Origin of the sequence: Micromonospora sp. NPDC049679, from assembly GCF_040659735.1 — a bacterium.
GTDB lineage: Bacteria > Actinomycetota > Actinomycetes > Mycobacteriales > Micromonosporaceae > Micromonospora_I.
The window spans coordinates 39,831-61,972 of record NZ_JBFANZ010000014.1; the positions used below are offsets into that span (position 1 = coordinate 39,831).

23 protein-coding genes and 2 tRNA genes are annotated in these 22,142 nt (G+C 70.6%); 17 read left to right on the top strand and 8 right to left on the bottom strand.

The window, feature by feature from the left end; genetic code table 11:
* Nucleotides 1–10: 10 nt before the first annotated feature.
* Nucleotides 11–1,339 (bottom strand): D-arabinono-1,4-lactone oxidase, encoded by a 1,329-nt coding sequence (locus AB0J06_RS11715; protein WP_357427370.1) that lies wholly within the window; start codon nt 1,337–1,339, stop codon nt 11–13.
* 188 nt (nt 1,340–1,527) lie between these two features.
* On the opposite strand from AB0J06_RS11715, the gene AB0J06_RS11720 reads away from it, so the two are divergent.
* Nucleotides 1,528–2,160 carry a TetR/AcrR family transcriptional regulator gene (locus AB0J06_RS11720; RefSeq protein WP_357427372.1) on the top strand — a complete coding sequence of 211 codons (633 nt, stop codon included), beginning with the start codon at nt 1,528–1,530 and terminating at the stop codon, nt 2,158–2,160.
* A 43-nt stretch (nt 2,161–2,203) separates the two neighbouring features.
* On the opposite strand, the gene AB0J06_RS11725 is transcribed toward AB0J06_RS11720, so the two are convergent.
* Nucleotides 2,204–3,412, bottom strand: coding sequence for an amino acid deaminase/aldolase (locus tag AB0J06_RS11725; RefSeq protein ID WP_357427374.1), 1,209 nt, complete (start codon nt 3,410–3,412; stop codon nt 2,204–2,206).
* A 314-nt stretch (nt 3,413–3,726) separates the two neighbouring features.
* Here AB0J06_RS11725 and tmk point away from each other — a divergent pair, with 314 nt between their 5' ends.
* The 7 genes from tmk (at nt 3,727) to AB0J06_RS11760 (ending at nt 10,216) form a co-directional block, all read left to right on the top strand.
* Nucleotides 3,727–5,820: a dTMP kinase gene (gene tmk / locus AB0J06_RS11730; RefSeq protein WP_357427528.1), complete on the top strand. Its 2,094-nt coding sequence runs from the start codon at nt 3,727–3,729 to the stop codon at nt 5,818–5,820.
* The gene (locus tag AB0J06_RS11735) at nt 5,820–7,046 is read left to right on the top strand and encodes a DNA polymerase III subunit delta' (protein ID WP_357427376.1); all 1,227 of its coding nucleotides are present in this window, start codon (nt 5,820–5,822) and stop codon (nt 7,044–7,046) included. Before tmk ends, AB0J06_RS11735 begins: the two co-directional genes overlap by 1 nt.
* A 102-nt stretch (nt 7,047–7,148) precedes the next feature.
* Nucleotides 7,149–7,649, top strand: a complete 501-nt coding sequence (locus tag AB0J06_RS11740; RefSeq protein WP_357427378.1) for a sigma-70 family RNA polymerase sigma factor — start codon at nt 7,149–7,151, stop codon at nt 7,647–7,649.
* The gene (locus AB0J06_RS11745; protein ID WP_357427380.1) at nt 7,642–8,820 is read left to right on the top strand and encodes a sialidase family protein; all 1,179 of its coding nucleotides are present in this window, start codon (nt 7,642–7,644) and stop codon (nt 8,818–8,820) included. The genes AB0J06_RS11740 and AB0J06_RS11745 overlap by 8 nt, the downstream gene beginning before the upstream one ends.
* Nucleotides 8,821–8,923: 103 nt before the next feature.
* Nucleotides 8,924–9,250 carry a YbaB/EbfC family nucleoid-associated protein gene (locus AB0J06_RS11750; protein ID WP_357427382.1) on the top strand — a complete coding sequence of 109 codons (327 nt, stop codon included), beginning with the start codon at nt 8,924–8,926 and terminating at the stop codon, nt 9,248–9,250.
* Between the two features lies 1 nt (nt 9,251).
* Nucleotides 9,252–9,557 carry a hypothetical protein gene (locus AB0J06_RS11755; protein ID WP_357427384.1) on the top strand — a complete coding sequence of 102 codons (306 nt, stop codon included), beginning with the start codon at nt 9,252–9,254 and terminating at the stop codon, nt 9,555–9,557.
* Nucleotides 9,557–10,216 carry a hypothetical protein gene (locus AB0J06_RS11760; protein ID WP_357427386.1) on the top strand — a complete coding sequence of 220 codons (660 nt, stop codon included), beginning with the start codon at nt 9,557–9,559 and terminating at the stop codon, nt 10,214–10,216. Before AB0J06_RS11755 ends, AB0J06_RS11760 begins: the two co-directional genes overlap by 1 nt.
* Before the next feature lie 231 nt (nt 10,217–10,447).
* Here AB0J06_RS11760 and AB0J06_RS11765 read toward each other — a convergent pair whose 3' ends face one another.
* Nucleotides 10,448–11,926 carry an LPXTG cell wall anchor domain-containing protein gene (locus tag AB0J06_RS11765; protein WP_357427388.1) on the bottom strand — a complete coding sequence of 493 codons (1,479 nt, stop codon included), beginning with the start codon at nt 11,924–11,926 and terminating at the stop codon, nt 10,448–10,450.
* A gap of 260 nt (nt 11,927–12,186) precedes the next feature.
* On the opposite strand from AB0J06_RS11765, the gene ricT reads away from it, so the two are divergent.
* Complete coding sequence (gene ricT / locus AB0J06_RS11770) at nt 12,187–13,029, top strand: regulatory iron-sulfur-containing complex subunit RicT (protein ID WP_357427390.1); 843 nt, start codon at nt 12,187–12,189, stop codon at nt 13,027–13,029.
* Nucleotides 13,030–13,137: 108 nt separating this feature from the next.
* Here the strand turns inward: ricT and AB0J06_RS11775 are convergent, their stop codons facing one another.
* Nucleotides 13,138–14,847: a metallophosphoesterase gene (locus tag AB0J06_RS11775; protein ID WP_357427530.1), complete on the bottom strand. Its 1,710-nt coding sequence runs from the start codon at nt 14,845–14,847 to the stop codon at nt 13,138–13,140.
* 260 nt (nt 14,848–15,107) lie between these two features.
* On the opposite strand from AB0J06_RS11775, the gene AB0J06_RS11780 reads away from it, so the two are divergent.
* Nucleotides 15,108–15,184, top strand: a tRNA-Thr gene (locus AB0J06_RS11780).
* 14 nt (nt 15,185–15,198) lie between these two features.
* Here AB0J06_RS11780 and AB0J06_RS11785 read toward each other — a convergent pair.
* Nucleotides 15,199–15,429, bottom strand: coding sequence for a hypothetical protein (locus AB0J06_RS11785; protein WP_357427540.1), 231 nt, complete (start codon nt 15,427–15,429; stop codon nt 15,199–15,201).
* On the opposite strand from AB0J06_RS11785, the gene AB0J06_RS11790 reads away from it, so the two are divergent.
* The 3 genes from AB0J06_RS11790 (at nt 15,364) to AB0J06_RS11800 (ending at nt 17,053) form a co-directional block, all read left to right on the top strand.
* On the top strand, nt 15,364–15,759 hold the full coding sequence (locus AB0J06_RS11790; RefSeq protein ID WP_357427392.1) for a nucleoside deaminase: 396 nt from the start codon (nt 15,364–15,366) through the stop codon (nt 15,757–15,759). The genes AB0J06_RS11785 and AB0J06_RS11790 overlap by 66 nt on opposite strands.
* Nucleotides 15,760–15,865: 106 nt before the next feature.
* The gene (locus tag AB0J06_RS11795) at nt 15,866–16,081 is read left to right on the top strand and encodes a hypothetical protein (protein ID WP_357427394.1); all 216 of its coding nucleotides are present in this window, start codon (nt 15,866–15,868) and stop codon (nt 16,079–16,081) included.
* Nucleotides 16,082–16,582: 501 nt separating this feature from the next.
* Nucleotides 16,583–17,053, top strand: coding sequence for a hypothetical protein (locus AB0J06_RS11800; protein WP_357427396.1), 471 nt, complete (start codon nt 16,583–16,585; stop codon nt 17,051–17,053).
* Here the strand turns inward: AB0J06_RS11800 and AB0J06_RS11805 are convergent.
* Entirely contained in the window at nt 17,023–17,250 is a 228-nt protein-coding gene (locus tag AB0J06_RS11805; protein ID WP_357427398.1) for a hypothetical protein, read from the bottom strand. The two genes, AB0J06_RS11800 and AB0J06_RS11805, sit on opposite strands and share 31 nt — an antisense overlap.
* 117 nt (nt 17,251–17,367) lie before the next feature.
* Between AB0J06_RS11805 and AB0J06_RS11810 the strand changes: the two genes are divergently transcribed.
* A tRNA-OTHER gene (locus AB0J06_RS11810) sits at nt 17,368–17,444 on the top strand.
* A gap of 107 nt (nt 17,445–17,551) precedes the next feature.
* On the opposite strand, the gene AB0J06_RS11815 is transcribed toward AB0J06_RS11810, so the two are convergent.
* On the bottom strand, nt 17,552–17,890 hold the full coding sequence (locus AB0J06_RS11815) for a tyrosine-type recombinase/integrase (protein ID WP_357427400.1): 339 nt from the start codon (nt 17,888–17,890) through the stop codon (nt 17,552–17,554).
* Nucleotides 17,891–18,070: 180 nt separating this feature from the next.
* Here AB0J06_RS11815 and AB0J06_RS11820 point away from each other — a divergent pair, with 180 nt between their 5' ends.
* Nucleotides 18,071–18,973 carry a carbon-nitrogen hydrolase family protein gene (locus AB0J06_RS11820; protein ID WP_357427402.1) on the top strand — a complete coding sequence of 301 codons (903 nt, stop codon included), beginning with the start codon at nt 18,071–18,073 and terminating at the stop codon, nt 18,971–18,973.
* A gap of 466 nt (nt 18,974–19,439) precedes the next feature.
* On the opposite strand, the gene AB0J06_RS11825 is transcribed toward AB0J06_RS11820, so the two are convergent.
* Nucleotides 19,440–19,709 carry a hypothetical protein gene (locus AB0J06_RS11825; protein WP_357427404.1) on the bottom strand — a complete coding sequence of 90 codons (270 nt, stop codon included), beginning with the start codon at nt 19,707–19,709 and terminating at the stop codon, nt 19,440–19,442.
* 199 nt (nt 19,710–19,908) lie between these two features.
* Here AB0J06_RS11825 and AB0J06_RS11830 point away from each other — a divergent pair, with 199 nt between their 5' ends.
* Together AB0J06_RS11830 and AB0J06_RS11835 are read left to right on the top strand one after the other, a co-directional pair.
* A complete protein-coding gene (locus tag AB0J06_RS11830) occupies nt 19,909–21,420 on the top strand; it encodes a DUF4173 domain-containing protein (RefSeq protein ID WP_357427406.1) in 1,512 nt (503 codons plus the stop codon).
* Nucleotides 21,421–21,714: 294 nt separating this feature from the next.
* Entirely contained in the window at nt 21,715–22,035 is a 321-nt protein-coding gene (locus AB0J06_RS11835) for a GYD domain-containing protein (protein WP_357427408.1), read from the top strand.
* Nucleotides 22,036–22,142 lie beyond the last annotated feature (107 nt).

Consider the following 22,142-nt stretch of genomic DNA (forward strand, 5'->3'; position numbering starts at 1 on the left):
GCCCGGCCCGTCAGGGGCCGAGGACGCGCTGCGTGTAGGCGTTGGCGAAGACCCGTGCGGGGTCGAGCCGGTCCCGCACGGCGAGGAAGTCGTCGAAGCGCGGGTACGCCGGCCGCAGCGACTCCGCGTCCCGGTAGTGCAGCTTGCCCCAGTGCGGTCGGCCACCCAGCGCCTCCGTCACCTCCTCGAACGCCCGGAAGTACGGCTCGTACGGAGCGCCGACGTACTGGTGGACGGCGATGTACGCCGACTCGCGGCCGTAGCCGTGGGAGAGCCAGATGTCGTCCGCGGCGGTGAAGCGCACCTCGACCGGGAAGAGCACCTTGAACGGCAGCCGGTCGACGATGCGGCGCAGCGCGGTCAGCGCCTCGGGGAGCGCGGCGCGCGGCAGCCCGTACTCCATTTCCGTGAAGCGGACCCGGCGTGGTGTGCAGAAGACCTTGTCGGAGCGGGCGGTGTAGCTGCGGGCGGTCAGCGCGCGGGCGGAGATCGCGCTGATCGCCGGGACGGTGCGCGGCGCGGCCCGGCCGAGTCGGCAGGCGCCCGCGAAGACGGTGTTGGCGAGAAGTTCGTCGTCGAGCCAGCCGCGCAGGCGGGACAGGGGAGCGTTGTCGGCGGGCACCCGATTGTTCGTCTTGAGCTGCGCCCGGTCGGTGTACGGAAACCAGTAGAACTCGAGGTGGTCGTTCTCCTCGATGGCCGTGGGCAGGTCGGCGAGGACGGCGGCGAGCGGAACGGGACGCTCGTCGGCGCGGAGCACGAAGGCGTCGACGCAGCGCAGGGTCACGTCGACGATGACCCCGAGCGCGCCGAGACCGACGCGGGCGGCGGCGAAGAGGTCCCGATGTTCCTCCGCCGAGCAGCGCAGCACCTCGCCCGTGCCGGTGACCAGGGTCAGTGCCTCGACGAAGGTCGCCAGGCAGCCGTGCCGCGCCCCGGTGCCGTGGGTGCCGGTGGAGATGGCGCCGGAGATGGTCTGCGCGTCGATGTCGCCGAGGTTGGGCAGCGCGAGGCCGTGCCGGGCGAGCAGGTCGTTGAGGGTGCGCAGGGGCATGCCGGCCGGGACGGTGATCCGCCGCTGGGCGGGGTCGACGGCGAGCGGCCCGGCCAGTCGGGAGAGTTCGATGCGCTGGTCGTCGCCGCGGGCGATATCGGTGAAGGAGTGCCCGCTGCCGACCGCCTTGACGCGGCGGCCGGTGTCCGCGGCGGTACGGATGGCCGCCGCGACCTCCCCGACGCTGCGCGGCACGAGAACGTCGGCGGCGACCGCCGCCTGGTTGCCGGCCCAGTTGGACCAGGTCGATCGCGCGCGGTCGGGTCGCGGTGCGGTCCTGCGCATTCCGCCCTCCCGGGTCGGCATTCAACGCGATCCGTCTTCATATCAGGATTCGTCGCGATGAGTAAACACCCTGGCTGAACTCGCTCGTTAGTCCGAGTAACGTCTCGAATCTCGCGACGCCGAAAGCGATTGATCGCGAAGAGATCGATCTGCGGAAGATCGATCTGTCGAAAGGGGAGTGGGGACGAGTGTCGACATCGACCGTCACCACCGCCGGCCCGCTGCGTCGGGTACCGGTGCAGGGACGCAGCGTTGCGCGCGTACAACGGATGCTGGACGCCTGCGCGGATCTGGTTGACGAGGTCGGCTATGAGGGCCTGACCACAACTCTGCTCGCTGAGCGCGCCGAAGTGGCGATCGGCTCGGTCTACCAGTTTTTCCCGGACAAGCGCGCGATCGTGCAGGCGGTGACGCTGCGCAATATGGAGGCCTACCTGCAGCGACTGTCCCGCCGGTTCGAGCGGGAGGATTTCGCGCACTGGTGGGATGCCGTCGATGCCGGGATCGACGAGTACATCGCCATGCACCGCACCGTGCCCGGATTCCGTACGCTCCACTTCGGCGACGTGGTGGACCTGCATCTGCTTGACGAGACCCGCGACAACAACTCGGTCATCGCCGAGCAACTGACCCGGGTGATCGTGGAGCGGTTCACACAGCTCGACGTGGCCCGGTTGCGTTTCTCGTTGGAGATCGCGGTGGAGGCGGCCGACTCGCTTATCAAGCTCGCCTTCCGGCGGGTCGCCGACGGCGACGAGCGGGTGCTGCGGGAGGCGCGGGCGCTGGTCCGGGAATACCTGCACAGCCACGTCGACGGCTGACGGAGCGGGGGCCCGCGGACGCGGCGGGGACGTCCGCTGCGACCTAGAGGAACGCCTGCGCCTCGCCGCGGTAGGTCGGGACGGCCGCCACCACGCGGTCGCCCTCGACCAGGTGCAGCTCGCTGACGTGCTCGCACAGCTCACCGGCCTTCGCGTGGCGGAACCACACCCGGTCACCGGGGCGGAGCCGGTCGGCGGCCGGACCGGTGAGCGGGGTCTGCACCTCGCCCGCCCCCTCGGGGCCGGTCAGTCGCAGGCCGGCGGGCAACCATGGCGTCGGCAGCCGGCTCGGTCCGGCGGCCCCGGAGGCGATCCAGCCGCCGCCGAGCACCGTCGCGATGCCCGGCGCCGGCCGGCGCACGACCGGGAGCGCGAAGAACGCCGCTGCGGCCGGGCGCCAGGCGCGGTAGGCGTCGAAGAGGGTGGGGCCGTAGAGCCCGGAGCCGGCGGTAACCTCGGTCACTGCCGGGTCCGCGGCGGTCGCCGCGACGCTGCCGGTGCCGCCGCCGTTGACGAATTCGAGGTCGGCGTGCTCGCGTACGGCGGTCACGGCCGCGCCGCGCCGCCGCAGCAGTTCCCGGTACGACCGGCGCTGCACCGCCCGGATCGCCGCGCCCCGCAGCGCCCGACCCGGCGGCGCGTCGCCCATCCCGGCGATCTGCGCCTCGTACGCCATGAGCCCGACCAGCCGGAACCCCGGCCGTTGCGTGACCTCGCGCGCGAGCCGGTCGGCGGCCGTCGCGGAGTGCACGGGTGAGCGGCGTACCCCGATGTGCAGGCGGCCGCCGAGCGGTCGCCAGGACGCGTCGAGGTCGAGACAGACCCGGATCACGGCCCGACGCTGCGGCGGCGCGACGGCGTCGACGAGATCGAGCTGCGCCGGGTCGTCGACCATGATCGTGACGGCGGCGGCGAGATCCGGGTTCGCGCCGAGCTCGGCGAGGGCGCCGCGGTCGGCGGTGGGATACGCCACCAGCACGTCCCGGGTGACGCCGGCCCGGATCAGCCAGAGCGCTTCGCGCACGGTGTACGCCATGACGCCGTGCCAGCCGGGTCCGCGCAGCGCGCGGGAGAGGAGTTCGCGGCAGCGGACGGATTTGCTGGCGACCCGGATCGGTGTGCCGGCGCCGCGTTCGGCGAGCGCCGCCGCGTTCGCGTCGAAGGCGGCGAGGTCGACGGCGGCGAAGGGCGGGTCAAGGTGGGCGGTCGCCCGGTCGAGGCGCTCGCGCAGGTCGTCGCGTTCGGTGGCCACGTCAGTACGCTAGCGGTTGGACGGGAAACGCGAAACAGCCTCGCTTAGGCTACCGGGCCGGCGCGCCGCACGGGCCGGATCAGGGCAACGTCGGGGTGGAGTCGGTCCCGCCCGCCGTTACAGTGTGAACCGGGGGAGCCCAGCGATGGGCCGGCAGGGGAGGTACGGCCATCGACATCAACGCCAGCGCGGGGGAGGGTGCGGTGCCACCTGGCGCCTCGCAGACTTCTCCGTCCGCCAGCCAGGCCGAACTCTCCGGCTACAAGGCGCTCCGGTCCGTCCTGCGGATCCGTCCGTTCCGCCGTCTCTGGATCGTGCTGGGCGTGGCCTCCTTCGGCGACTGGCTCGGCCTGCTCGCCACCTCGATCTTCGCCGCGAGCCAGGTCGAGAGCAGCGCGGCCAAGGGCGCCGTCTTCGGCGGCGTCATCGCGGTGCGGCTGCTCCCCGCCCTCGTGCTCGGGCCGGTCGCCGGCGTGCTGGCCGACCGGTTCGACCGGCGGATCACCATGGTCATCTGTGATCTGCTGCGGTTCATCCTGTTCGCGTCGATTCCGCTCGTGGCGCTCTTCGGCGGTCGGGGCGTCATCGCGGCGGGCTGGGCGGGGACAGCGGTCTTCTTGATCGAGGCGATCACGCTGATCTGGATTCCGGCCAAGGAGGCTGCGGTCCCCAACCTGATCCCGCGCGCGCGGCTCGAGCTGGCCAACCAGCTCACGCTGATCACCACGTACGGCCTCACCCCGGTCCTGGCCGCCCTGAGCATCTCGGTGCTCGACGCGACCGTTCGGGGGGTGACCGGCGCCGCGCCGCCGACGTGGGCGGAGCCGGCGGAGCTGGCGCTCTACTTCAACGCGTTCTCCCGGTTGGCTACCGCGATCGTCGTCTTCTACGGCATCAAGGAGATCAGCGGGCGGGCCGGCGCGGGGGGGCACTCCGAGCAGGGCCTGATGCGCCAGTTCGCCGAGGGCTGGCGTTTCATCGGCAAGACGCCGCTCGTCCGGGGGCTCGTGCTGGGTATCTTCGGCGCCTTCGCGGCCGGCGGCATCGTCATCGGCAGCGCGCCGTTCTTCACCGTTTCCCTCGGTGCCGGCCAGGCGGCGTTCTATCTGCTCTTCGCCTCGATCTTCATCGGCCTCGGCCTGGGCATCGGACTCGGCCCGATGGTGGTGCGTGACCTCTCCCGGCGGCGCTGGTTCGGGATGAGCATCGTCCTCGCCGGGGCGTCGGTGCTCGTGCTCGCCGGTGCGATCCACCTGTCCATGGCGATCCTCGGTGCGGTGCTGGTCGGCGCGGGCGCCGGCATGGCCTTCCTCGCCGGCACCACGCTGCTCGGGCGGGAGATCGCCGACGATGTGCGGGGACGGGTCTTCGCCGTGGTGCAGACCGGCACCCGCGTCGTGCTGATGCTCGCGATCTCGCTGAGCAGCCTGCTGGTCGGCGTCGGTGGTTCCCGTGAACTGCGGATCGCCGATCTGGGGATCTCCGTCTCCTCGACCCGGCTCCTGCTGCTGGTCGCCGGGCTGTTCGGCATCTCTGCCGGCATCAGCGCGTTCCGGCAGATGGACGACAAGCCAGGGGTGCCGGTCCTCGCCGATCTCTGGGGATCGGTCCGGGGCCGTCCCCTGTCGCCCGCCGAGCCGTTCACCCGGCACGGCGTCTTCGTGGTCTTCGAAGGAGGCGAGGGGGCCGGCAAGTCGACGCAGGTCAACGCGCTCGCGGAGACGCTGCGGGAGCAGGGCCACGAGGTGGTCGTCACGCGGGAACCGGGCGCGACCGACATCGGCGAGCGGATCCGTGGTCTGGTGCTCGGCGGCGCGGCCGGGGGCGACGGTCCCTCCCCCCGCGCCGAGGCCCTGCTCTACGCGGCCGACCGCGCCCACCACGTGGCCACCGTCGTCCGGCCGGCGCTGGCCCGTGGAGCTGTGGTGATCAGTGACCGCTACGTCGACTCCTCCCTGGCCTACCAGGGCGCCGGCCGTACCCTGCCCGTCGACGAGGTCTCCTGGCTCTCCTCCTGGGCGACCGGAGGACTCAAGCCGGACCTCGTGGTCCTCCTCGACGTCGACCCGACCGTCGGGCTGACCCGGGCGGCGTCCCGCGGCGGCGGGGTCGACCGGCTGGAGAGCGAGTCGGTCGCCTTCCACGAGCGGGTCCGTTACGCGTTTCTCGATCTGGCTGCCGCCGACCCCAAGCGTTACCTGGTGCTCGACGCCGCCCAGCCGGTGGGCGCGATCCGGGTCGCGGTCGCCGAGCGGACGGGCGAATTGATCGCCCGGTCCGACGTGACGACCGGCGAGGACCCCGAGGACCCCGAGGACCCCGAGGCCCGCGAGGCCCCCGGTCAGCGGGGGTTATCCGATGACGTGCTGACATCCATGGTCGACGGCGAGTTGGAGCGGCGGCCGTAATGTCCGACGTCTTCGTAGACCTGGTCGGCCAGGATGACGCGGTCGACACGCTGCGCCGCGCGGCGATGGCGGCGGCCGCGTTCCTCGCCGCGGGTGACCCGGTCGACAGCGCGGAGCCGCTGCGGGCGGGCGCCGGCAACACGGGGGCCATGACCCACGCCTGGATCTTCACCGGGCCACCCGGTTCAGGTCGTTCCGTCGCCGCCCGCGCTTTCGCCGCCGCCCTCCAGTGCGTCCATGGCACCGGCTGCGGCGAGTGCGCCGGCTGTCGCACCACGCTCGGCGGCACCCACGCCGATGTGCGCTTCGTCGTGCCCGAAGGGCTCTCCATCGGGGTCGGCGAGATGCGCGCGCTGGTGCTCCGCGCGGCGAGCACGCCCTCCGACGGTCGCTGGCAGGTCGTGGTGATCGAGGACGCCGACCGGCTCACCGAAGCGGCCGGCAACGCGCTGCTCAAGGCGATCGAAGAGCCGCCGCCGCGCACCGTCTTCCTGCTCTGCACCCCGTCCACCCACCCCGACGACGTCTCCGTCACCATCCGTTCGCGCTGTCGGGTGGTCCCGCTGCGGCAGCCCTCCGCCGACGCGGTCGCCACCATGCTGACCCGGCGCGACGGGGTGCCCGCCGACGTCGCCGGCTGGGTCGCCGCCGCCGCGCAGGGACACGTCGGGCGGGCCCGCCGCCTCGCCCGCGACCCCGACGCGCGCAAGCGGCGCGACGCGGTGCTCGCCGTACCGCGCCGGTTGACCGGGGTCGGCGCCGCCTTCGACGCCGCGTCGGCGCTGATCGAGGCGGCCGAGGCGGAAGCCGAGGCGGCGGTCGCCGAAACCGACACGAGCGAGCGGGAGGCGCTGCAGACCGCGCTCGGCGCGGGCGGCACCGGTCGCGGCGCCGCCGGCGCGATCAGGGGCGCCGCCGGCCAACTCAAGGACCTCGAGCGTCGGCAGAAGTCCCGCGCCACCCGTGCCCAGCGCGACTCACTGGACCGCGCCCTGGTCGACCTCGCCGGCTTCTACCGTGACGTGCTGACCCTGTCCATGCGGGCGCCGGTCGCGCCGGTGCACGCCGACACCGCGCCGCTGGCGTCGGCGGCCGCCGAGAAGTGGACCCCCGAGGCCGCACTGCGTCGCCTCGAAGCGGTGCTCGCCTGCCGCAAGGCGATCGAGGCCAACGTCAAGCCGCGGATCGCCGTCGAATCGATGATGCTCGCCCTCTGGCGCGGCTGACCGCACGCGCGAACCCCGATCGATCGTTTCCGGCAAATCCGGCCGGTCCGACGGAACCTTTCACGCCGCCCATGAGTGGGATGGGTGATGAAGGGAGCGCGGGTGTCCGAAGACGGTGTGCTCGGCGAGGTGTATTCCGGGTCGTTCCGCCGGCTGGTGGTCCAGCTCTACGCGGTCACCGGTGACCTCGGCGAGGCGCAGGAGGCGGTCCAGGAAGCCTTCGTACGGGCGGCCGCGCGGCCCCGGCTCTTCGCCGCGCTCGACAACCATGAGGCGTGGCTGCGCCGCGTCGCGCTCAACGTCGCGCGGAGTCGGTACCGACGCCACCGTCTCCTCCGTGGCCTGCTGCACCGCATCGGTCCGCCACCGGTCGTTCCCGAGACATCAGCGGAGCACGTCGCGCTGATGCAGGCGATGCGGCAACTGCCGCGGAGCCAGCGGGACACACTCGCGCTGCACTATCTGGCCGACCTCCCCGTGAACGAGGTCGCCGAGGCGCTCGGCGTCTCGGCCGGCACGGTGAAGTCGCGGCTGTCTCGAGGGCGGCAGGCCCTCGCCCTTCTGCTCACCGAACCCACTCTCACCGGGAGTGCCCATGCCTGATCTGGAGTTCCGGGCGTTCGACGCCGAGACCGTGGGCAACGCGGTCCGGCAACCACCCCTCGCCGATCTGCGCGGGACGGCGCGGACCCGGCAACGCCGCCGGATTGCGGTGGCGCTGGCCACCGTGGCCGCGCTGGGCGCGACCGCGCTCACGCCGGTAACCATCGACCGGTACGGCACCGACCCGGCCGGATCCGGCGACCCGCTGCCACGGTCGCCCTTCGCCGAGCTCGTCGTCTTCGGATCGCACACCGCGGTGGCCGTTCGCCTCGCCGAGGACAATTGCAGCGTCATCTTCACCCGCACGACGGACGACGGCCAGACCTGGTCGCGGGAGGGGAGAATGGGTCACACCCTGTGTGAGGGCAGTTCCCGGCCCGAGGTGCGGTACGTGGTGCTCAGCGAGCGGACCTACCTGGTTTCGTACAACCAGCGGGTGTACGCGACGCGGAACGGCGGCTTGGCGTGGAGCCTCATGGCGGAGGTGAGTCACGAGGTCGACGCCTTCCCGCGCGGCGCACACATCTTCAGCTGCCTCGTTGCCTGTTTCGGGGTGCCCGAGCCGCTCGCGACCGATCCGATCACCGGCGTTGTCTTTCGGCTCCGCTCCCGGTTGCCGCACGCGCTCGCCCAGATGTACGTCACCGACGACGGCACGATGTGGGGCGTGCTGCAGCCCGGCGACTGGCCGCAGCCGGCGCTGCTGGTCAAAAGCGCCGACCGGGGAAAGACCTGGGAAACGGCGCCGGTTCCCGCGGGAACGAGGGCCGTGGGCATCGCCGCGCGTGACAGCCGGGAGGCATACCTTCTGCTCGTGCCCGACTATCGCCAGAGCAATCCGGACCGGTCCGGCCCGACCCGGGTGCGCCGGACGACCGACGGCGGCAGGACCTGGACCGAGGTCACGACCGACCTGCCACACTCGGATGCGACGCGGCCCTTCACGGTCGCGTCCGACGGCGCCCTCATGCTCATCGACGGCACCGGGCAGCAAGCGGCCGTCTGGGTGAGTCGCGACGGCGGCGCCCATTTCACCAAGGGCGCCGAGATCGCGAACCCCGGCAACGCCGGTGGTCTGCCGGGACGCCTCTGGACGATCACCAGCAGCGGCACTTCCGTCGTCACGGAGAACGGCGAGCACTGGCGCAGCGTGCTCCTGCCCGCGACGTAATTCACCGCAATCGACTCCGAGGGGTTCCGTCGGGCCGCGCCGGCCGGTACGGTTCGGTGCCGTAGTGCAACGAAGACCGCACATTGGGTGAGGGAGCCTGCGGATGGCGCGGGAGATCGACGAGGCCTGGATCGAGGAGGCGGTGGAGCGCTACCGCCACATCGAGTCGCTACAGGCCGAGTTCGACAAGGCGGTGCACGGGGTGGAGGTGACCGTCCGCTCGCCGGACGGGCTCGTCGAGGTGGTCGTCACCGCGGCTGGTGCGATTACCGACGTGCGGATCTTCGGCGCGCTGCACGGCCGTACCAGTGTGGAGCTTGCCCGGTCCGTGCACGCCGCGGTGACCGCGGCCGCCGACGCGGCCAGATGGGCACGGGAGAAGCTGCACGGCGAGACCTTCGGCGACTACCGGCCGCTGACGGAGGCCTGAAATGGAAAGTCTGCGCGATTTCGCCGGCCGGCTCGACGACGCGGCGGCCACCCTGACCGTGACCGTGTACGCCATCGCCGATCTCGGTCCGCCGGCGTCCGCCTTCGGCGCCGACGCCCCCGGTAGCTTCGGTGAGCTGGGGCGCGCCCTGCACGCTCAGTGGGTGGCGGCGGTGGGCGCGCGGGGTCGCGAAGCCGCCGCGACCGCGGAGCGTTGCGTCGACGCGGCCGGCGCGGTGCGGGTGGCGGCCGACGCGTACGCCGAAACGGACGATGCCGCCCGGCGACGCCTGCCGGAGGAGGCGTGATGGATGCCCTGGATCAGGTCGCCGGGCCCGCCGTCGACCTGCTGACCCGGGTCGACGACCTGTTGGCCGGGCTGGGCGCGCCGCACGATCATCCGATCTGGCCGCTTCTGCGCCGGCTCCGGGCCCTCCCCGGCGAAGCGTTCGGCGCGATCGTCGCGCTGCAACCGGCGTCCCTGTCCGCCGCCGGGTCCGCGCTGCGCGGCCTCCTACCCCGGTACGCCGACGCGCGCGCGACGCTGACGATCCGTCCATCGTGGGAGGGTGCCGGGGCTGAGGCGTTCGACGCGCAACGGACCGCGCTCGTGACGCATCTCGACGCCGGCCCGGAGAGCCTTGCGGGCCGGAGCGCCTCGACTGCGTCCTATCTGGATGGCGTTGCGGACTGGGCGACGTGGAGCCGCGACGCTCTCGCCCGCGCCCTCGCCGAGGTGCTCGGATCTGCCGAATCGGTGCTCATCGTGGCCGGTGCGCCGGCCGACGACCGATCGGCGCGCGCCGCCGCCGACATCGGGGCGCGGGTGCTCGCCGTGGTTATGGAGAGTGTGGACCGCGGCGAGGCGTTGCTGCGGCAGTGGGGGCCGGCCCTCGTCGAGTTGCCCTACCGGTCGCAACCGCCGGGCGGGAGCCGCCCGGACGTCGCCACCCGCCTGGCGTACTGACGTCCGTGCAGATGCCAACGGCGCCGCATCAGGAGCGATGAACGCTTCGCGCTCCGACTGCGACGCCGTGGCCTTACCCTGCACCCCCCGCAGGCTCTGGATGTATCAGACAACGCCGATGTCCGCCGTTTGTCGCGGTCCCCGGCCATGATTCATCCGTACGGCCGAGCGGGGTTCACACGAATCGGGGTCGGGACGCGTCATGCGTCCCGACCCCGATCCTCCGTAACGTTACGCGCGCCAGCTCAGTCGCCGCCGCCGCGTGAAGAACACCAGTGCGCCGCCGCCGACCGCCAGCAGCAGACCGATGCCAGCGAAGACGGTGATGTTCGCGCCGGTCACCGGCAGACCACCGCCGGCGCCGCCCGCCTCTTCATCGCCCGCCTCTTCATCGCCCGGCTCTTCGTCGCCCGGCTCTTCGTCGCTGACGCCGCCGCCCTCGTCGAGCGGCGCCACAGCGGCCGCGTCGAGCAGTCCGACACCGAGGTCCACGACGCTGGCGCTGTCCGTGTCGGAACCCGCGTTCTCGCCAGCGGTGATGACCTGGAGCCGCAGAGACGCCGCCTGGGCCCGTACCGCCTGGTCGGTGATCTGCTTCTCCAGCTCGCCGAGGGAGAGCCGGACGATCGACAGCTCGCCCTCCGCGGGGGCCGCCGCCGCGCCGCCGATCGCCTGGCCGGCCGGGGCCAGCTCGGGCAGGAGGGGCAGCTTCGGCAGGTTGGGCAGGGGGAGCGGGGCGTTGCTGGTCGCCTTGGACCGGGCCCCGGCGACCTCGTTCGGGCTGAGCCCCTTGATCACCTGATCGAGCGGGTTGCCGCCGAGCAGCGGCAGCTTCTCGGTGCGGGCCAGGGAGCGGGCCTCGGCCGCGCCGGCCAGCGAGGTCGGCAGGGCCAGGTCGATGGTCTTACCGGGCGCGTCGAGCCGCTGGGTGGGGATGTTCGGGCCGGAGATCTCCAGAACCGGCGAGGTGTACTCGACCGTCGCGCTGGCCCGCGAGCCGGCCGTGCTGACCGTGAGCTTCGGCGGCTTGATGACCTTGACGGTCACCTGCGACGGCGAACCGGCGAAGAGCCGGATTTCGGCCAGGCCGATCGAGGCCGTGGCGACCGAGCTCACGACGTCGTTCCGGCTGGTCAGGCCGGTCGCGGTCGAGCTGGTCAGGTTGCTCGGCAGCCGGACGAGCGCCTGGCCGCCGGGGCCCGGCAGGACGCTCAGGTCGGCGATCGTCGACGACGACATCGTCGCGTCACCGCTCTCCTGGCCGCACTCCATGCCGTCGATCCAGGTGGCGTGCGCCTTGAGGTCACCGACGCCGAGGGAGAGCACGCCGAGGTCCCGCTCCAGTGCGTTCGCGGTGGCCGGGTGGGCGTGAGCCGGCGGAGCCTGCTGGTAGACCGTCTGGGAGAGCGGCCCGAGGGGCAGCTCCACCCCGAGCAGGTTCGCGTCGATCTGACGCGCCCCCGCCTCGCTGTGGACCGTTCCTTCGCCGCTCAGCCCGGAGCTGGCGGAGGCGATCCGGACGTTGGCGACCGGGCCGAGGCCAAGACCCAGCGGGTGCAGGTCGAGTAGGCCGAGTTTGACCAGGTCGGCGCTGGCCAGCGCGCCGTAGGAGGCGGGCTGCGTGCAGGGGGAGGCCGCCGCGGCGGGACCGACGGCGAGCGCGGGCGTCACGAGTGCGCCGACGACGCCGGCGGTGGTGAGGCCGGCCACGAGGCGGCCTCTTCGTGACAGGGTGGAACGTGCGGACTGAACGTCCGTCATCGACATCCTCCGGTGTGACCGAAAGCCAGGGACGGCGGCGTACGGGAGCTGCGCCGCCGGCACCGCATTGAGCGGTGTCTACGACGTGGCACAACGAAGCCGACCGGCGAGGGTTGCGGGGATGATCAGATTTAGCGTTTGCGCAAGCATGACGGGTCATCCGTTCGGGTGCCGTTTCCGGCCGACCCGTTGCGTCGTAGGGTGGCCACATGGGGATGCTCTGCGCCGTCAGTTTCAACCGGTACGGACGCCTTTATTACCTTGATCCCGGCGAGTTGCGCCCCACCGTCGGTGATCGCGTCCTGGTGCCGACCGACGACGGCGCCGAGGTGGCGGAGTGCGTGTGGGCCGCGCAGTGGGTCGACGAGGACACGAGCGGGTTCCCGCGGCTGGCCGGCCTTGCCAACGACCAGGACCTGCGGCGTGACGAAACGCTCCGCAAGCGCAAGGCCGAGGCGAAGGTCGCCGCGAAGCGGCTGATCCGGGAGCACGGCCTGCCCATGAAGGTCGTCGCGGTCGACCACGTCCTGGAGTCCTCGGACGGATCGCCGGCGAGCGGGCGTACGACCATCTACTTCACCGCGCCGCACAGGGTGGACTTCCGGTCGCTGGTCCGTGACCTCGGCGCCACCCTGCACTGCCGGGTCGAGCTGCGACAACTCTCCGCTCGGGACTCGGCCCGGGTGCAGGGCGGCATCGGCTCGTGTGGACGTGACCTGTGCTGCGCCACCTTCCTGACCGATTTCGAGCCGGTGACGATCCGGATGGCGAAAGATCAGGATCTGCCGCTCAACCCGCTGCGGATCTCGGGCGCGTGTGGCCGGCTGATGTGCTGCCTGAAATACGAGCATCCGCTCTATCAGCAGTTCCAGGCGTCCGCGCCGGCGGTCGGCACCCGCGTCTCGATCCCGGAGGGTGACGGCCGGGTGGTCGGACACAGCGTGCCCCGCGACTCGGTCGTGGTGCGGATGGACGCCGACGGTTCGCGCTGCTCGTGCAGTCGGGCGTCGGTCTGCGGCCCCCGCAAGGCCCACGACGAGCACTACAACTGACCCCCGCGTGCCGTACACGCCGGGTCGATCAAGGACATATTCACATAGAACGATCTGCGATCGTGTGAAAACGTCCTTGATCGACGGGAAACTCCTTGATCGACCGGGTCAGCGCAGGGTGAACGGGGGCTCGGCGAGTCGCGGCTGAAGCGGCGTCACGGGCTCGATCCACGGACATTCCGGCGCGGCGTCCGGGTTGGCCTGCCACCTGCGGCCGATCCGGTCGAGAGCGACGGGGTAGACGGTCAGGCTCCCGTCGGTGGCGATGTGCAGCCGCAGGAAGCTCTTCGCGTCCTCGATGCCCTGCCCGGCGAAGAGTTCGTTCAGATTGACATCGAACGCTCCCGCTACCAGCAGGTATGCGGCGGTGACCTGACTGGCGAAGAGGCCGAGCACCGGACCGTAGAGCACCACCGCCGCCACCACCGGCAGCGGCCACGGCCAGCGGACGAGGTCGAGTTGCAACCACGCCCAGGTGCCGCCGGCGGCGAGCCCGATGTGGGCGAGCCCGTGGGTCAGACCGAGAAGCCAGTGCCGGGAGTGTCGGCTGCCGCTGGCGCTCGGGGGCTTCGCGAAGAGCACCGCCGCGACGAGCGTCAGCAGCACGACCATCGCCAGCGGGATGCTGAACAGCCGCTGCTCCGTGCCGCCCACCCGTTGGGTCGCCACCCCGGCCATCGTGAGCAGCAGCAGCGTGTGCAGGCCGCCGAGCAGGGTGGTGAAGCCGGGGTTACGCAGCGGCAACCGCCCGAAGATCCCCCAGGAGTAGCGGCGCGAGCGGGCCGGTTCGGGATACCGCCCGGCCAGTTCGTAGTCGCGGTTACGGCTGGCCTTCCGAACGATGGTGTCCCGCGGTGGCACGGTGATCTGCTCGGGGAGCTTGTGGGTGGGGTAGAGGTAGGCGCCTCCGCCGCCGCAGGTGATCAACTGCCGGTCGGCGCCGGAATAGCGGGCGTAGTGGTGCAGGTCGCCGGAGACGAGCAGCCGCACCTGCGCCCCGGTCGGCGCGATCACGGTGCGGATGAAGTAGTCGACCGAGTCGTACGCCTTGGGTTCGTGCACGGCCTTGACCCAGCTCGGCTGCGGCACCGCGATGATCACCCGGTCCTCCGGACCGAGCCGCTCCGCCGCCTTCTCGAAGTACGTGAGCTGCGGATCGTCCAGATACGTGCCGAACTGCTCGTCCAGCCCGAACAGCCACCAGTGCGATGGCAGCTCGACCGCGAAGTAGGAACGGGACTGCTCGGTCCGCCAGCCGCCGATGGTGGCGTCCCGCCGGCGCGCGAAGAGGCGCAGGAACGCGGTCAGCCCGTCGTACCAGTCATGGTTGCCCGGCACCGCGTAGAGCGTCGGTTGCGGTCCGTCGGCCGGTGGCTCCGGCTGCGCCGCCCGGTAGGGCCCCTTGCAGCGATCCTCGTAGGCCGACTTGCTCGCCGTCGGATAGACCTGGTCGCCGCCCATGACCACGATCTCGCCGCGCGGCAGCCGATGCCCGTCGAGCTGAAGCTCCGGTTGGACCAGGAGGTACGCCATGGAGTACGTCGCCGGGAAACCGTCGCCGAGGTCAGCGATGTAGTCGAACCACAGCTCCCCGTTGGTGCCCTCGTGCCGGTGCACGTCGCCGGGCAGCGAGTTCTGCAGCTCGCGCTTGTCGAGGTAGGCGCCGAAAAGGCTGGCGAGCAGGGTGCGCAGTCCGGTGCTGAGTAGCAGCAACGGCGCCAACCAGGGCACCGGCGGACGCGGCGTGAAGCCGATCTCCTGCGGGTCGAGGCTGTCCGGGCGGGGGCGCTGGGACGGCTCGGCCTCGGCGGGCGGCATTGACGCGGGCTGCTCGTACGTCACGAGGCGCGAGCCTAATGCCGATCACCGAGATGTGCTGTCCTGTGCCATCCTGTCCGGATCCTGCTCTCACCGTCGCCGTGATCGGGGAGCACCTGCCGGGTGTCCCGAACCGACCCGTGTGATCACGCGGATGATGGGGCGTCCGCCCTCGCTGAGCTGCGGTAGGCGTGAGTTGAAGTGACCGGCGCGGCCCCCTGACACCATCCCCCGGATGTGCCGTACACTTGGCCGTCGTTGCCGCCTTAGCTCAGTCGGCTAGAGCGACGCACTCGTAATGCGTAGGTCGACGGTTCGATTCCGTCAGGCGGCTCCACGGGAAAGCCCAGGTCATTGGCCTGGGCTTCTCCTTTTCCCCAGGTCGATCACCGTGCCGTCGCCGGTCCCGGTCCGCAAATAGTCCGCATCACGCGCCGTGAACGCCTCGTCCAGGCGGTGGGCCACCGCGTCCAGGTCGTCACCGAACAGCCCCGCGTACACGGTGCCATCGTCGTCATGTCGGGAGCGATCGTCGGTGAAGGCACCAGCAGCGTTGTCGAGCTGCGAGACCCAACCGCACACGCCGAGGTCATGGCCCTACGCGACGCTGGCAGCAAGCTCGGGCGGCACCTGTTCGAAGACGCGGTCATGTACGCCAGCAGCGAGCCCTGCCCCATGTGCCTCATGGCCTGCTACTGGGCACGCATCCCCCGCCTGGTCTTCGGAGCCAGCAGCCACGACGTAGCTACGTACGGCTTCGAAGACCTCCAGCTCTACCGCGAGGTCGCCCAACCCGTCGAGCGCCGCTCCCTGCGTGAAGAGGTCGCCGAAGGAGCCCTCCGGGACCAGGCCGTCGACGTACTACGCAAGTGGGCCGGCATGCTGCCCTCACCGGTCGAGCCCAAGTTCTGAGGCCCGCTAGTCCCACCTGGTGCTTGACAGGGTGGGTTCTTCGTCCTAGACGATCATGAAACCGCTTAGCCTGTGCGGTAGGGGTGCCGACCAGGAGGAATTGGCGATGGCGAAGTCGGGCGGACGACGGAAAGAACTCATCAAACTGGGGTTCTTGCTCCTCCTTGGGGCCGTTCTTTTGCCGGAGAAAGTCAGCGAGGGCAGCTGGCGTGCCTGGGTGGGGGTACCGCTGGGCGTCGGTGTCCTCTGGCTTTTCCTGACCGAACTCCGCGCAGCCATCCGCATGCGCCGACGCTCCGGATCATCTGAGCAGGAGATCTGACCCTTCGCCCTAGCGAGTGAGACGACCCACTGCAGCCCGTGAGCCGGCACCGAGGATGGTGGGAGGCGAGCGTCAAGCATGTCCCGTGACGGGACACGTGGCCACCGGCCACAGATTGCCGAATTGCGCTCTATCAGATCAAGGCGGCCCGCAAGCGGGCCGCGCCGGCCGCGCTCGGCCTGCTGGCGGCGCAAGCGCCGGCATCGGCCGGCGCGCCGGCCAATGAAGGGCATGCCTCCGGCGGGGGCCAGACGACTCCGAGATGGAGTTGCCGAACGGTTCCGGTTCGTGGTGGTGGGATGCCATCCCGCCAGCCACCGACCCAGGCAAGCCGAGCAGACCAGGGCCAGGGCGCCAAGGTCGTTCGTCCGGTAGGGCGCTCCACCTTGTCGCCCTGGCCCTGGCCAGCTCCACGGTGTGTGGGTCGGCGGCAGACGGGATGGCACAATGCGGGGACTTCCGTCCTCGACCGCGACGTGCCTGGGAGCGAATCCATTGGACATGGCGTTCTGGCTCGGTCTCTTCCTTGCCATCCCACTGTCAATACTTGCCAATGCTTTGACAGGCCCGACTCAGCGCCTGATCTCACGTTATAACAAGCGATACAGAGACAAGATCGCAGCCAAGCGGGCTAAGGAAAAAAGATTTGCTTCACTGATCGCTGACAAGACTGATGTCGTCACCTGGCGCTTGATCTTCCATTTCTTTCAAGCGCTGCGCGGCGTGGTTGTCCTAATATCAGGAATTGTGTTGGCTGGAGTGTCGTCCTATTTCTCACAGCCTGCAAGGGTGGTCCCCCTAATCGCCGCATTGCTCGCGATTCTTGCCGGCAATTTGATAATCATTTCAACTACACGTCAAGGAGTGCAGCTCTACTTTGATGCATTTGCGGCGCGGCTTCTAAAGGCAGGGGATGACTCCGTAAACCCGAGGCCCGTAGCTCAGTCGAGCAGTCCCGGAACCCGCTCCTGAAGCTGGGCTATCACCCGCGACAGCCCGGCGTTCAAGTCGTCGCCGTCCCATCGCACGAAGTCCCCGCCCAGCGGGCTGCCTGACACCAGCACCGTCCAGCGGCCCCGTTGGCGTTCGCCGTCCATCTTGACCATGGCGACCAGGCCACGATCCCCGAGCTGGACCAGCAACTCCGCCAGGCACTCATCCCACCCCATGGCCGGCTATTCGATCACGGACGTGTCAGGGACGCGCAGTCCGCATCTGGTCCGCAAGAGGTCGGCGGATGGCGGGGGAGTGGTGTGAGATGTCGAGAGTTGTTTCCGCTGCTAGACCGCCAGATGCCCAGGCCGGCGGGACGGGCATCTTGATCTCGTAATGCGTAGGTCGACGGTTCGATTCCGTCAGGCGGCTCGGCAAGAAAAAGGCCCGGCGACCTGGGAAAACTCCCAAGGTCGCCGGGCCTCTTCGCATCCCCACCAAGATCAAGGGTGTACGGGAGGGCGTACTACGCCCCAGCTACGCCTCCGTGCGCTTCTTGAACAGCGCCGCGCCCATACCGTCCGTAGCCGCCCGCGCCATCTCCGACGCCACGTGCGAATAGCCGCGAGTCACCCGGATATCGCTGTGCCCGAGGATCTCCTGGACAACCTCCAGTCGCACGCCCTGAGCGAGCAGGTGCGTCGCCGCGGTGTGCCGGCCGTCGTGCACCCGGGCGTTGCGCACCCCGGCCGCCGCGAGCAGCGACTTCCAGTCGTCCGCATCGCCCCGACGGTGGTCATGCCGCGACCGAGGGGAGCAGCCAGGGGTGTTGGTTACTGCCCCACGGCGACGGTGAGGACTGGCGGTCCTTCCCATGGTCCTCTCGCGTTCCCTCGGATACTGCGCGTCGGCAAGCCGATTGCCTCCGGCCACCCCTCGACCCCGACCGGCTGCCAAGTCTTGGCATCCAGGCGGGGGATGGGGCAGAGCGGCACACACTGCTTTACAAAAGCCGTGAAATTGTCAAGTATGTGCACCATGATCAAGGTTGCCGCCGTGCAGCTCGAAGCGGTTCTCGCCGATGTGGACGCGAACCTGGCCGCGTGTGAGCGCCTCGCGACACGTGCGGGCGAAGCGGGCGCGAAGATCATCGCGCTGCCCGAATTCTTCCCCACCGGCATCGGCTTCGACGAGCGTCTCGCCAACACCGCGTTGCCGATCGACGGCGCGGCGACGGCGCTGCTGACCTCTCTGGCCGCGAAGTACGGGGCATTGGTCGGGGGCTCGTTCATGTGCGCGGATACGGACGGGCACGTCCGCAACAAGTATCTGCTCGCGGGCCCGGACGGCGTCATCGGTGCCCACGACAAGGACCTGCCGACGATGTGGGAGAACGCGTTCTACGTCGGGGGAGACGACGACGGCGTGCTCAACGCCGGTACGCACACGGTCGGCGCGGCGATGTGCTGGGAGCTCATGCGGACGCAGACCGCGCATCGCCTGCGCGAGCGGGTCGACGTGGTGATGGCGGGGTCGGGCTGGTGGTCTGTCCCACAATGGGCGCCGCGTTCGCTGTTCCGCCGGTGGGAGAGCGATAACGAGACCACGGCGCGGGCGGCGGCGGCAACCTTCGCGCGCCACGTCGGCGCGCCGGTGGTGCACGCCGCGCATGCCGGCGCCCTGGAATGCGCGATGCCGTGGATGCCAATGCGCTACCGAGGCCATTTCGAAGGCGCGACGCTCATCACCGACGCCGATGGCACGGTGCTCGCGGAGCGGAGTTGGCGTGACGGCGAGGGGGTCGTGTCCGCCGACGTCACCCTGGGACGCAAGCAGCCGGCGCTCGTTCCGCCGCGCGGTTTCTGGCTGCACCGCCGGGGCCCGATGGCGACGACGGCCTGGAACTATCAGCGCTGGCACGGGCGCCGCTGGTACCGGGACAACATTCGAGCCAGCTAACCGCGCTATCCGGGCACCTGCGGCAAGGGCGGAACTCGCCGAGGGTGCAGTCCGTACGCAGGTTCACGAGCCGCGCCAAGCGCAAGCCGGGCAGCCGACGCTAAGCGTCCGGTCCCCGGTCAGACCCGGCCACTCCTCAGACATCAGGTGACGGCAGATCCACCGTGTCCGGATGGCCGGGTTTACCGCAGGGGCAGTGGATCATTGCCGATCGGTGGGCCACCGGGGCTTGCGTTTGCCCCTAGAGTGGCCCCATCGATTCGATCTAGGAGGTTGCGGTGTCTGAGCTGCCACCAACCGCCCGCTCCTCAGCCTCCGAGGCGACGGGCGACGAGGTCCCCGCTACGGCGACGCCCCACCTGCTGGTCATGCCATCCACCGACGGGCTTCCGTCGATCGTATGGCCCGGCACGGAGGGCCAGCCCGCCTGGGCGATCCCGGTGACCGTCCCCAGTGGAACCCAGGGCTATGCGATCTTCCTGCCGATGGTGCCGGCGCAGCCGGCCGCCGACTCCACGCCGGGCCGACCGACCGATCCGCGGCCGACGTTGGCGGTCCGGTCCGATGCGACGGCAGCAGCTCCGGCCGGATCCGGGACGACACCGCCGGCGGAACCCGCCACCGCCACCGCCACCGCCACCGTGACGGCAGCGGCGAAGCCGACCGCGTCCGCGGTGACCGCGGCGACCGAAGCGCCAGCGCCGCAGGCGGCCGGCTCAACGGCCGAGGCGGACAAGTCACCCGCGTCAGACCCGGCCCCGGTGACAGCGCCTGCCGCCGCCGAGGTTCCATCCTCGTCGACGCCGCGGGGAGGGGTCCAGGCCGGGCCGGTGCCGCCGGCGGGATCATTGACGCTTCCCGGGCCACGACCGATGCCGCACCAGAGTGGTATCCCCGGCTTTCCGCCGCCGGGCCCGCCGTACCCCTTCCGACCGGTGCCCAGGCCACCGTCGTTCTTCGAGCGCGCCTGGCCCGGGCCGGCGGCCGTACGGAACTGGACCACTCCGGCGGCGATCCTCGCCGGGGCGCTGGGGCTGGCGTTCTTCGTGCCGCTGGGCCGGACCGGCATCGGCTGGTTCCTCGGCTGGCTGATCATGACCGTCGGTGTCGTCGCCGCCGTGCGACGCAGCGCCGCTGAGCTTCCTCGTGCCGAGCGGTGGGTCCGGGTCGGGTGGGCGGTGGCCGCGCTCGCGCTGCTCGCGGTGCTGGCCTTCCGCAACGCCTGGTGGCTGGTGACGTTCTGCGTCCTCGGGGCGTTGTGCTGTACGGCGTTGGCGATCGTGGGCGGCCGGCTCGTACGCTCAATTCTGTTCAGCCTGGTGGCCGTGCCGATGGCGGCGTTTCGGGGGCTGCCGTGGGTCCGCAAACACAGCCAGGCGCCAGTCAACCCCGGCCTGGTACGCCGCGTCGTGGGCTCAGTGGCCGCCACCGTGGTTGTGCTGGTCGTCTTCGGCGCGTTGCTCTCATCGGCCGACGCCGCCTTCTCGCTGATGCTCGGCGCGCTCGTCCCGGAGATCAGCATCAGCACCACGTTCCAGTGGCTCTTCCTGCTGGCCGTGGGTGGCCTGATCGCCGTCGCGGCCATCTACACGATCACCGCTCCGCCCGACCTGTCCGCAGTGGACAAGCCGGCCACCCGCAGTTTGGGTCTCGTTGAATGGGCACTGCCCATCACCGCCCTGACGGCACTCTTCGGGGGCTTCGTCGCCGTGCAGTTCACCGTGCTCTTCGGCGGGCAGCGGCACGTGCTGCGGAACGCCGGCCTGAGCTATGCGGAGTACGCCCGCAGCGGCTTCTGGCAACTCGTCATGGTCACCATGCTGACGGTGGCAGTGCTGGCCGGGGTGACCCGCTGGGCTCGGCGTGACCGGCCGGTCGAACGGGTGCTGCTGCGTATCCTGCTCGGCCTGCTCAGCGCACTCGGCATCGTCATCGTGGTGTCGGCGCTGTCCCGGATGTACACGTACCAGAAGGTGTACAGCTTCACCGGGGAGCGGATCTTCGTGATGGCGTTCGAGCTGCTGCTCGGTACCGTCTTCCTGATGATCATGGTCGCCGGAATTCGCTGGCGGGGCGGCTGGATCCCGCGCCTGACGGTGGGGCTCGCGGTGGCGATGCTGCTGAGCCTGGCGGTGATCAACCCCGAGGATTACGCGGCCCGCCGCAACATCGCCCGCTACGAGCAGGCCGGCAAGATCGACGCCTGGTACCTGCGGGCGCTCTCCGCCGACGCCACGCCGGCCCTCGCCGACCTGCCGGACCCGGTACGCCGATGCACCCTCAGCTGGACCGCCGACGACCTGGCCGAGTCCGACCCCTGGTACGCCTGGAACCTCGGGCGTGCCCGCGCCCGCGCGGTGCTCAAGCGGCTCGGGCCGGATGCGATCGGCAACCAGCGCGATTGCGTCGCCGCCGACCAGTTCGACCTGCCCAAGACCCGCCGTTAGGCGCGCTCGCGCAGCGGCCCGGTTCCCCTCGGGGACCGGGCCGCTCCGCGTCTGGGCGGAGCGACGCCGGGCGATTGATCGATACGGGAGAAGGTCACAACACCGGGCATCCACTCATCCTTGCCGCGCCGCCAACGTCCTCGCCGCGCTTCCAGCGGATGTTGGTTCGTGACTCCGGCGTAACGCCAATCGATTAGTCCACGTCCGTGCGTGCCGCCCGGTTACCGTGAGTGACACGTTGCGGCGGTGGAGGGCGTGGAGCGGCGAAAGCGGCCCGACTCGGAGGTGGACCGGATGGCCAGGTTCCTGATCAAGGCGAGTTACACGCAGGACGGGCTCAAAGGGCTCCTCAAGGAGGGCGGGACTGCCCGGAGGGACGCTGCCGCGAAGGTGGTCGGGAGCCTCGGGGGCAAGTTGGAGTCGTTCTATTTCAGCCTCGGTGAAGAGGATCTCTACCTCGTGTGCGAGCTGCCCGACGTGAAGGCCGTGATGGCGTTGACGATTCACGTCAACGCGGACGGCGGTAGCATCGCCAACTCGGTTGAGCTGCTGAGCTGCGAGGAGATCGACGCCGTGGTCAAGCAGAAGATCGATTTCGCCGGCCCCGGCAGCTGATCATTCCCGCGGACGCGCCGCCGGGACGTACGTCTCGCCGAACGAATGCGCCCGACGCGGCGTCGCCGGCTCGCCTCGCGAGCGCTCGCCACCGCACGATCGTCGGC

Coding starts and splice junctions, on each gene's coding strand:
- AB0J06_RS11760 (WP_357427386.1), top strand. CDS start 9,557: ATGGATGCCCTGGATCAGGTCGCCGGGCCCGCCGTCGACCTGCTGACC.
- AB0J06_RS11805 (WP_357427398.1), bottom strand. CDS start 17,250: ATGGGGTGGGATGAGTGCCTGGCGGAGTTGCTGGTCCAGCTCGGGGAT.
- AB0J06_RS11745 (WP_357427380.1), top strand. CDS start 7,642: ATGCCTGATCTGGAGTTCCGGGCGTTCGACGCCGAGACCGTGGGCAAC.
- AB0J06_RS11835 (WP_357427408.1), top strand. CDS start 21,715: ATGGCCAGGTTCCTGATCAAGGCGAGTTACACGCAGGACGGGCTCAAA.
- AB0J06_RS11735 (WP_357427376.1), top strand. CDS start 5,820: ATGTCCGACGTCTTCGTAGACCTGGTCGGCCAGGATGACGCGGTCGAC.
- AB0J06_RS11755 (WP_357427384.1), top strand. CDS start 9,252: ATGGAAAGTCTGCGCGATTTCGCCGGCCGGCTCGACGACGCGGCGGCC.
- AB0J06_RS11750 (WP_357427382.1), top strand. CDS start 8,924: ATGGCGCGGGAGATCGACGAGGCCTGGATCGAGGAGGCGGTGGAGCGC.
- AB0J06_RS11815 (WP_357427400.1), bottom strand. CDS start 17,890: ATGGGAAGGACCGCCAGTCCTCACCGTCGCCGTGGGGCAGTAACCAAC.
- AB0J06_RS11800 (WP_357427396.1), top strand. CDS start 16,583: ATGGCGTTCTGGCTCGGTCTCTTCCTTGCCATCCCACTGTCAATACTT.
- ricT (WP_357427390.1), top strand. CDS start 12,187: ATGGGGATGCTCTGCGCCGTCAGTTTCAACCGGTACGGACGCCTTTAT.
- AB0J06_RS11790 (WP_357427392.1), top strand. CDS start 15,364: ATGTCGGGAGCGATCGTCGGTGAAGGCACCAGCAGCGTTGTCGAGCTG.
- AB0J06_RS11715 (WP_357427370.1), bottom strand. CDS start 1,339: ATGCGCAGGACCGCACCGCGACCCGACCGCGCGCGATCGACCTGGTCC.
- AB0J06_RS11775 (WP_357427530.1), bottom strand. CDS start 14,847: ATGCCGCCCGCCGAGGCCGAGCCGTCCCAGCGCCCCCGCCCGGACAGC.
- AB0J06_RS11795 (WP_357427394.1), top strand. CDS start 15,866: ATGGCGAAGTCGGGCGGACGACGGAAAGAACTCATCAAACTGGGGTTC.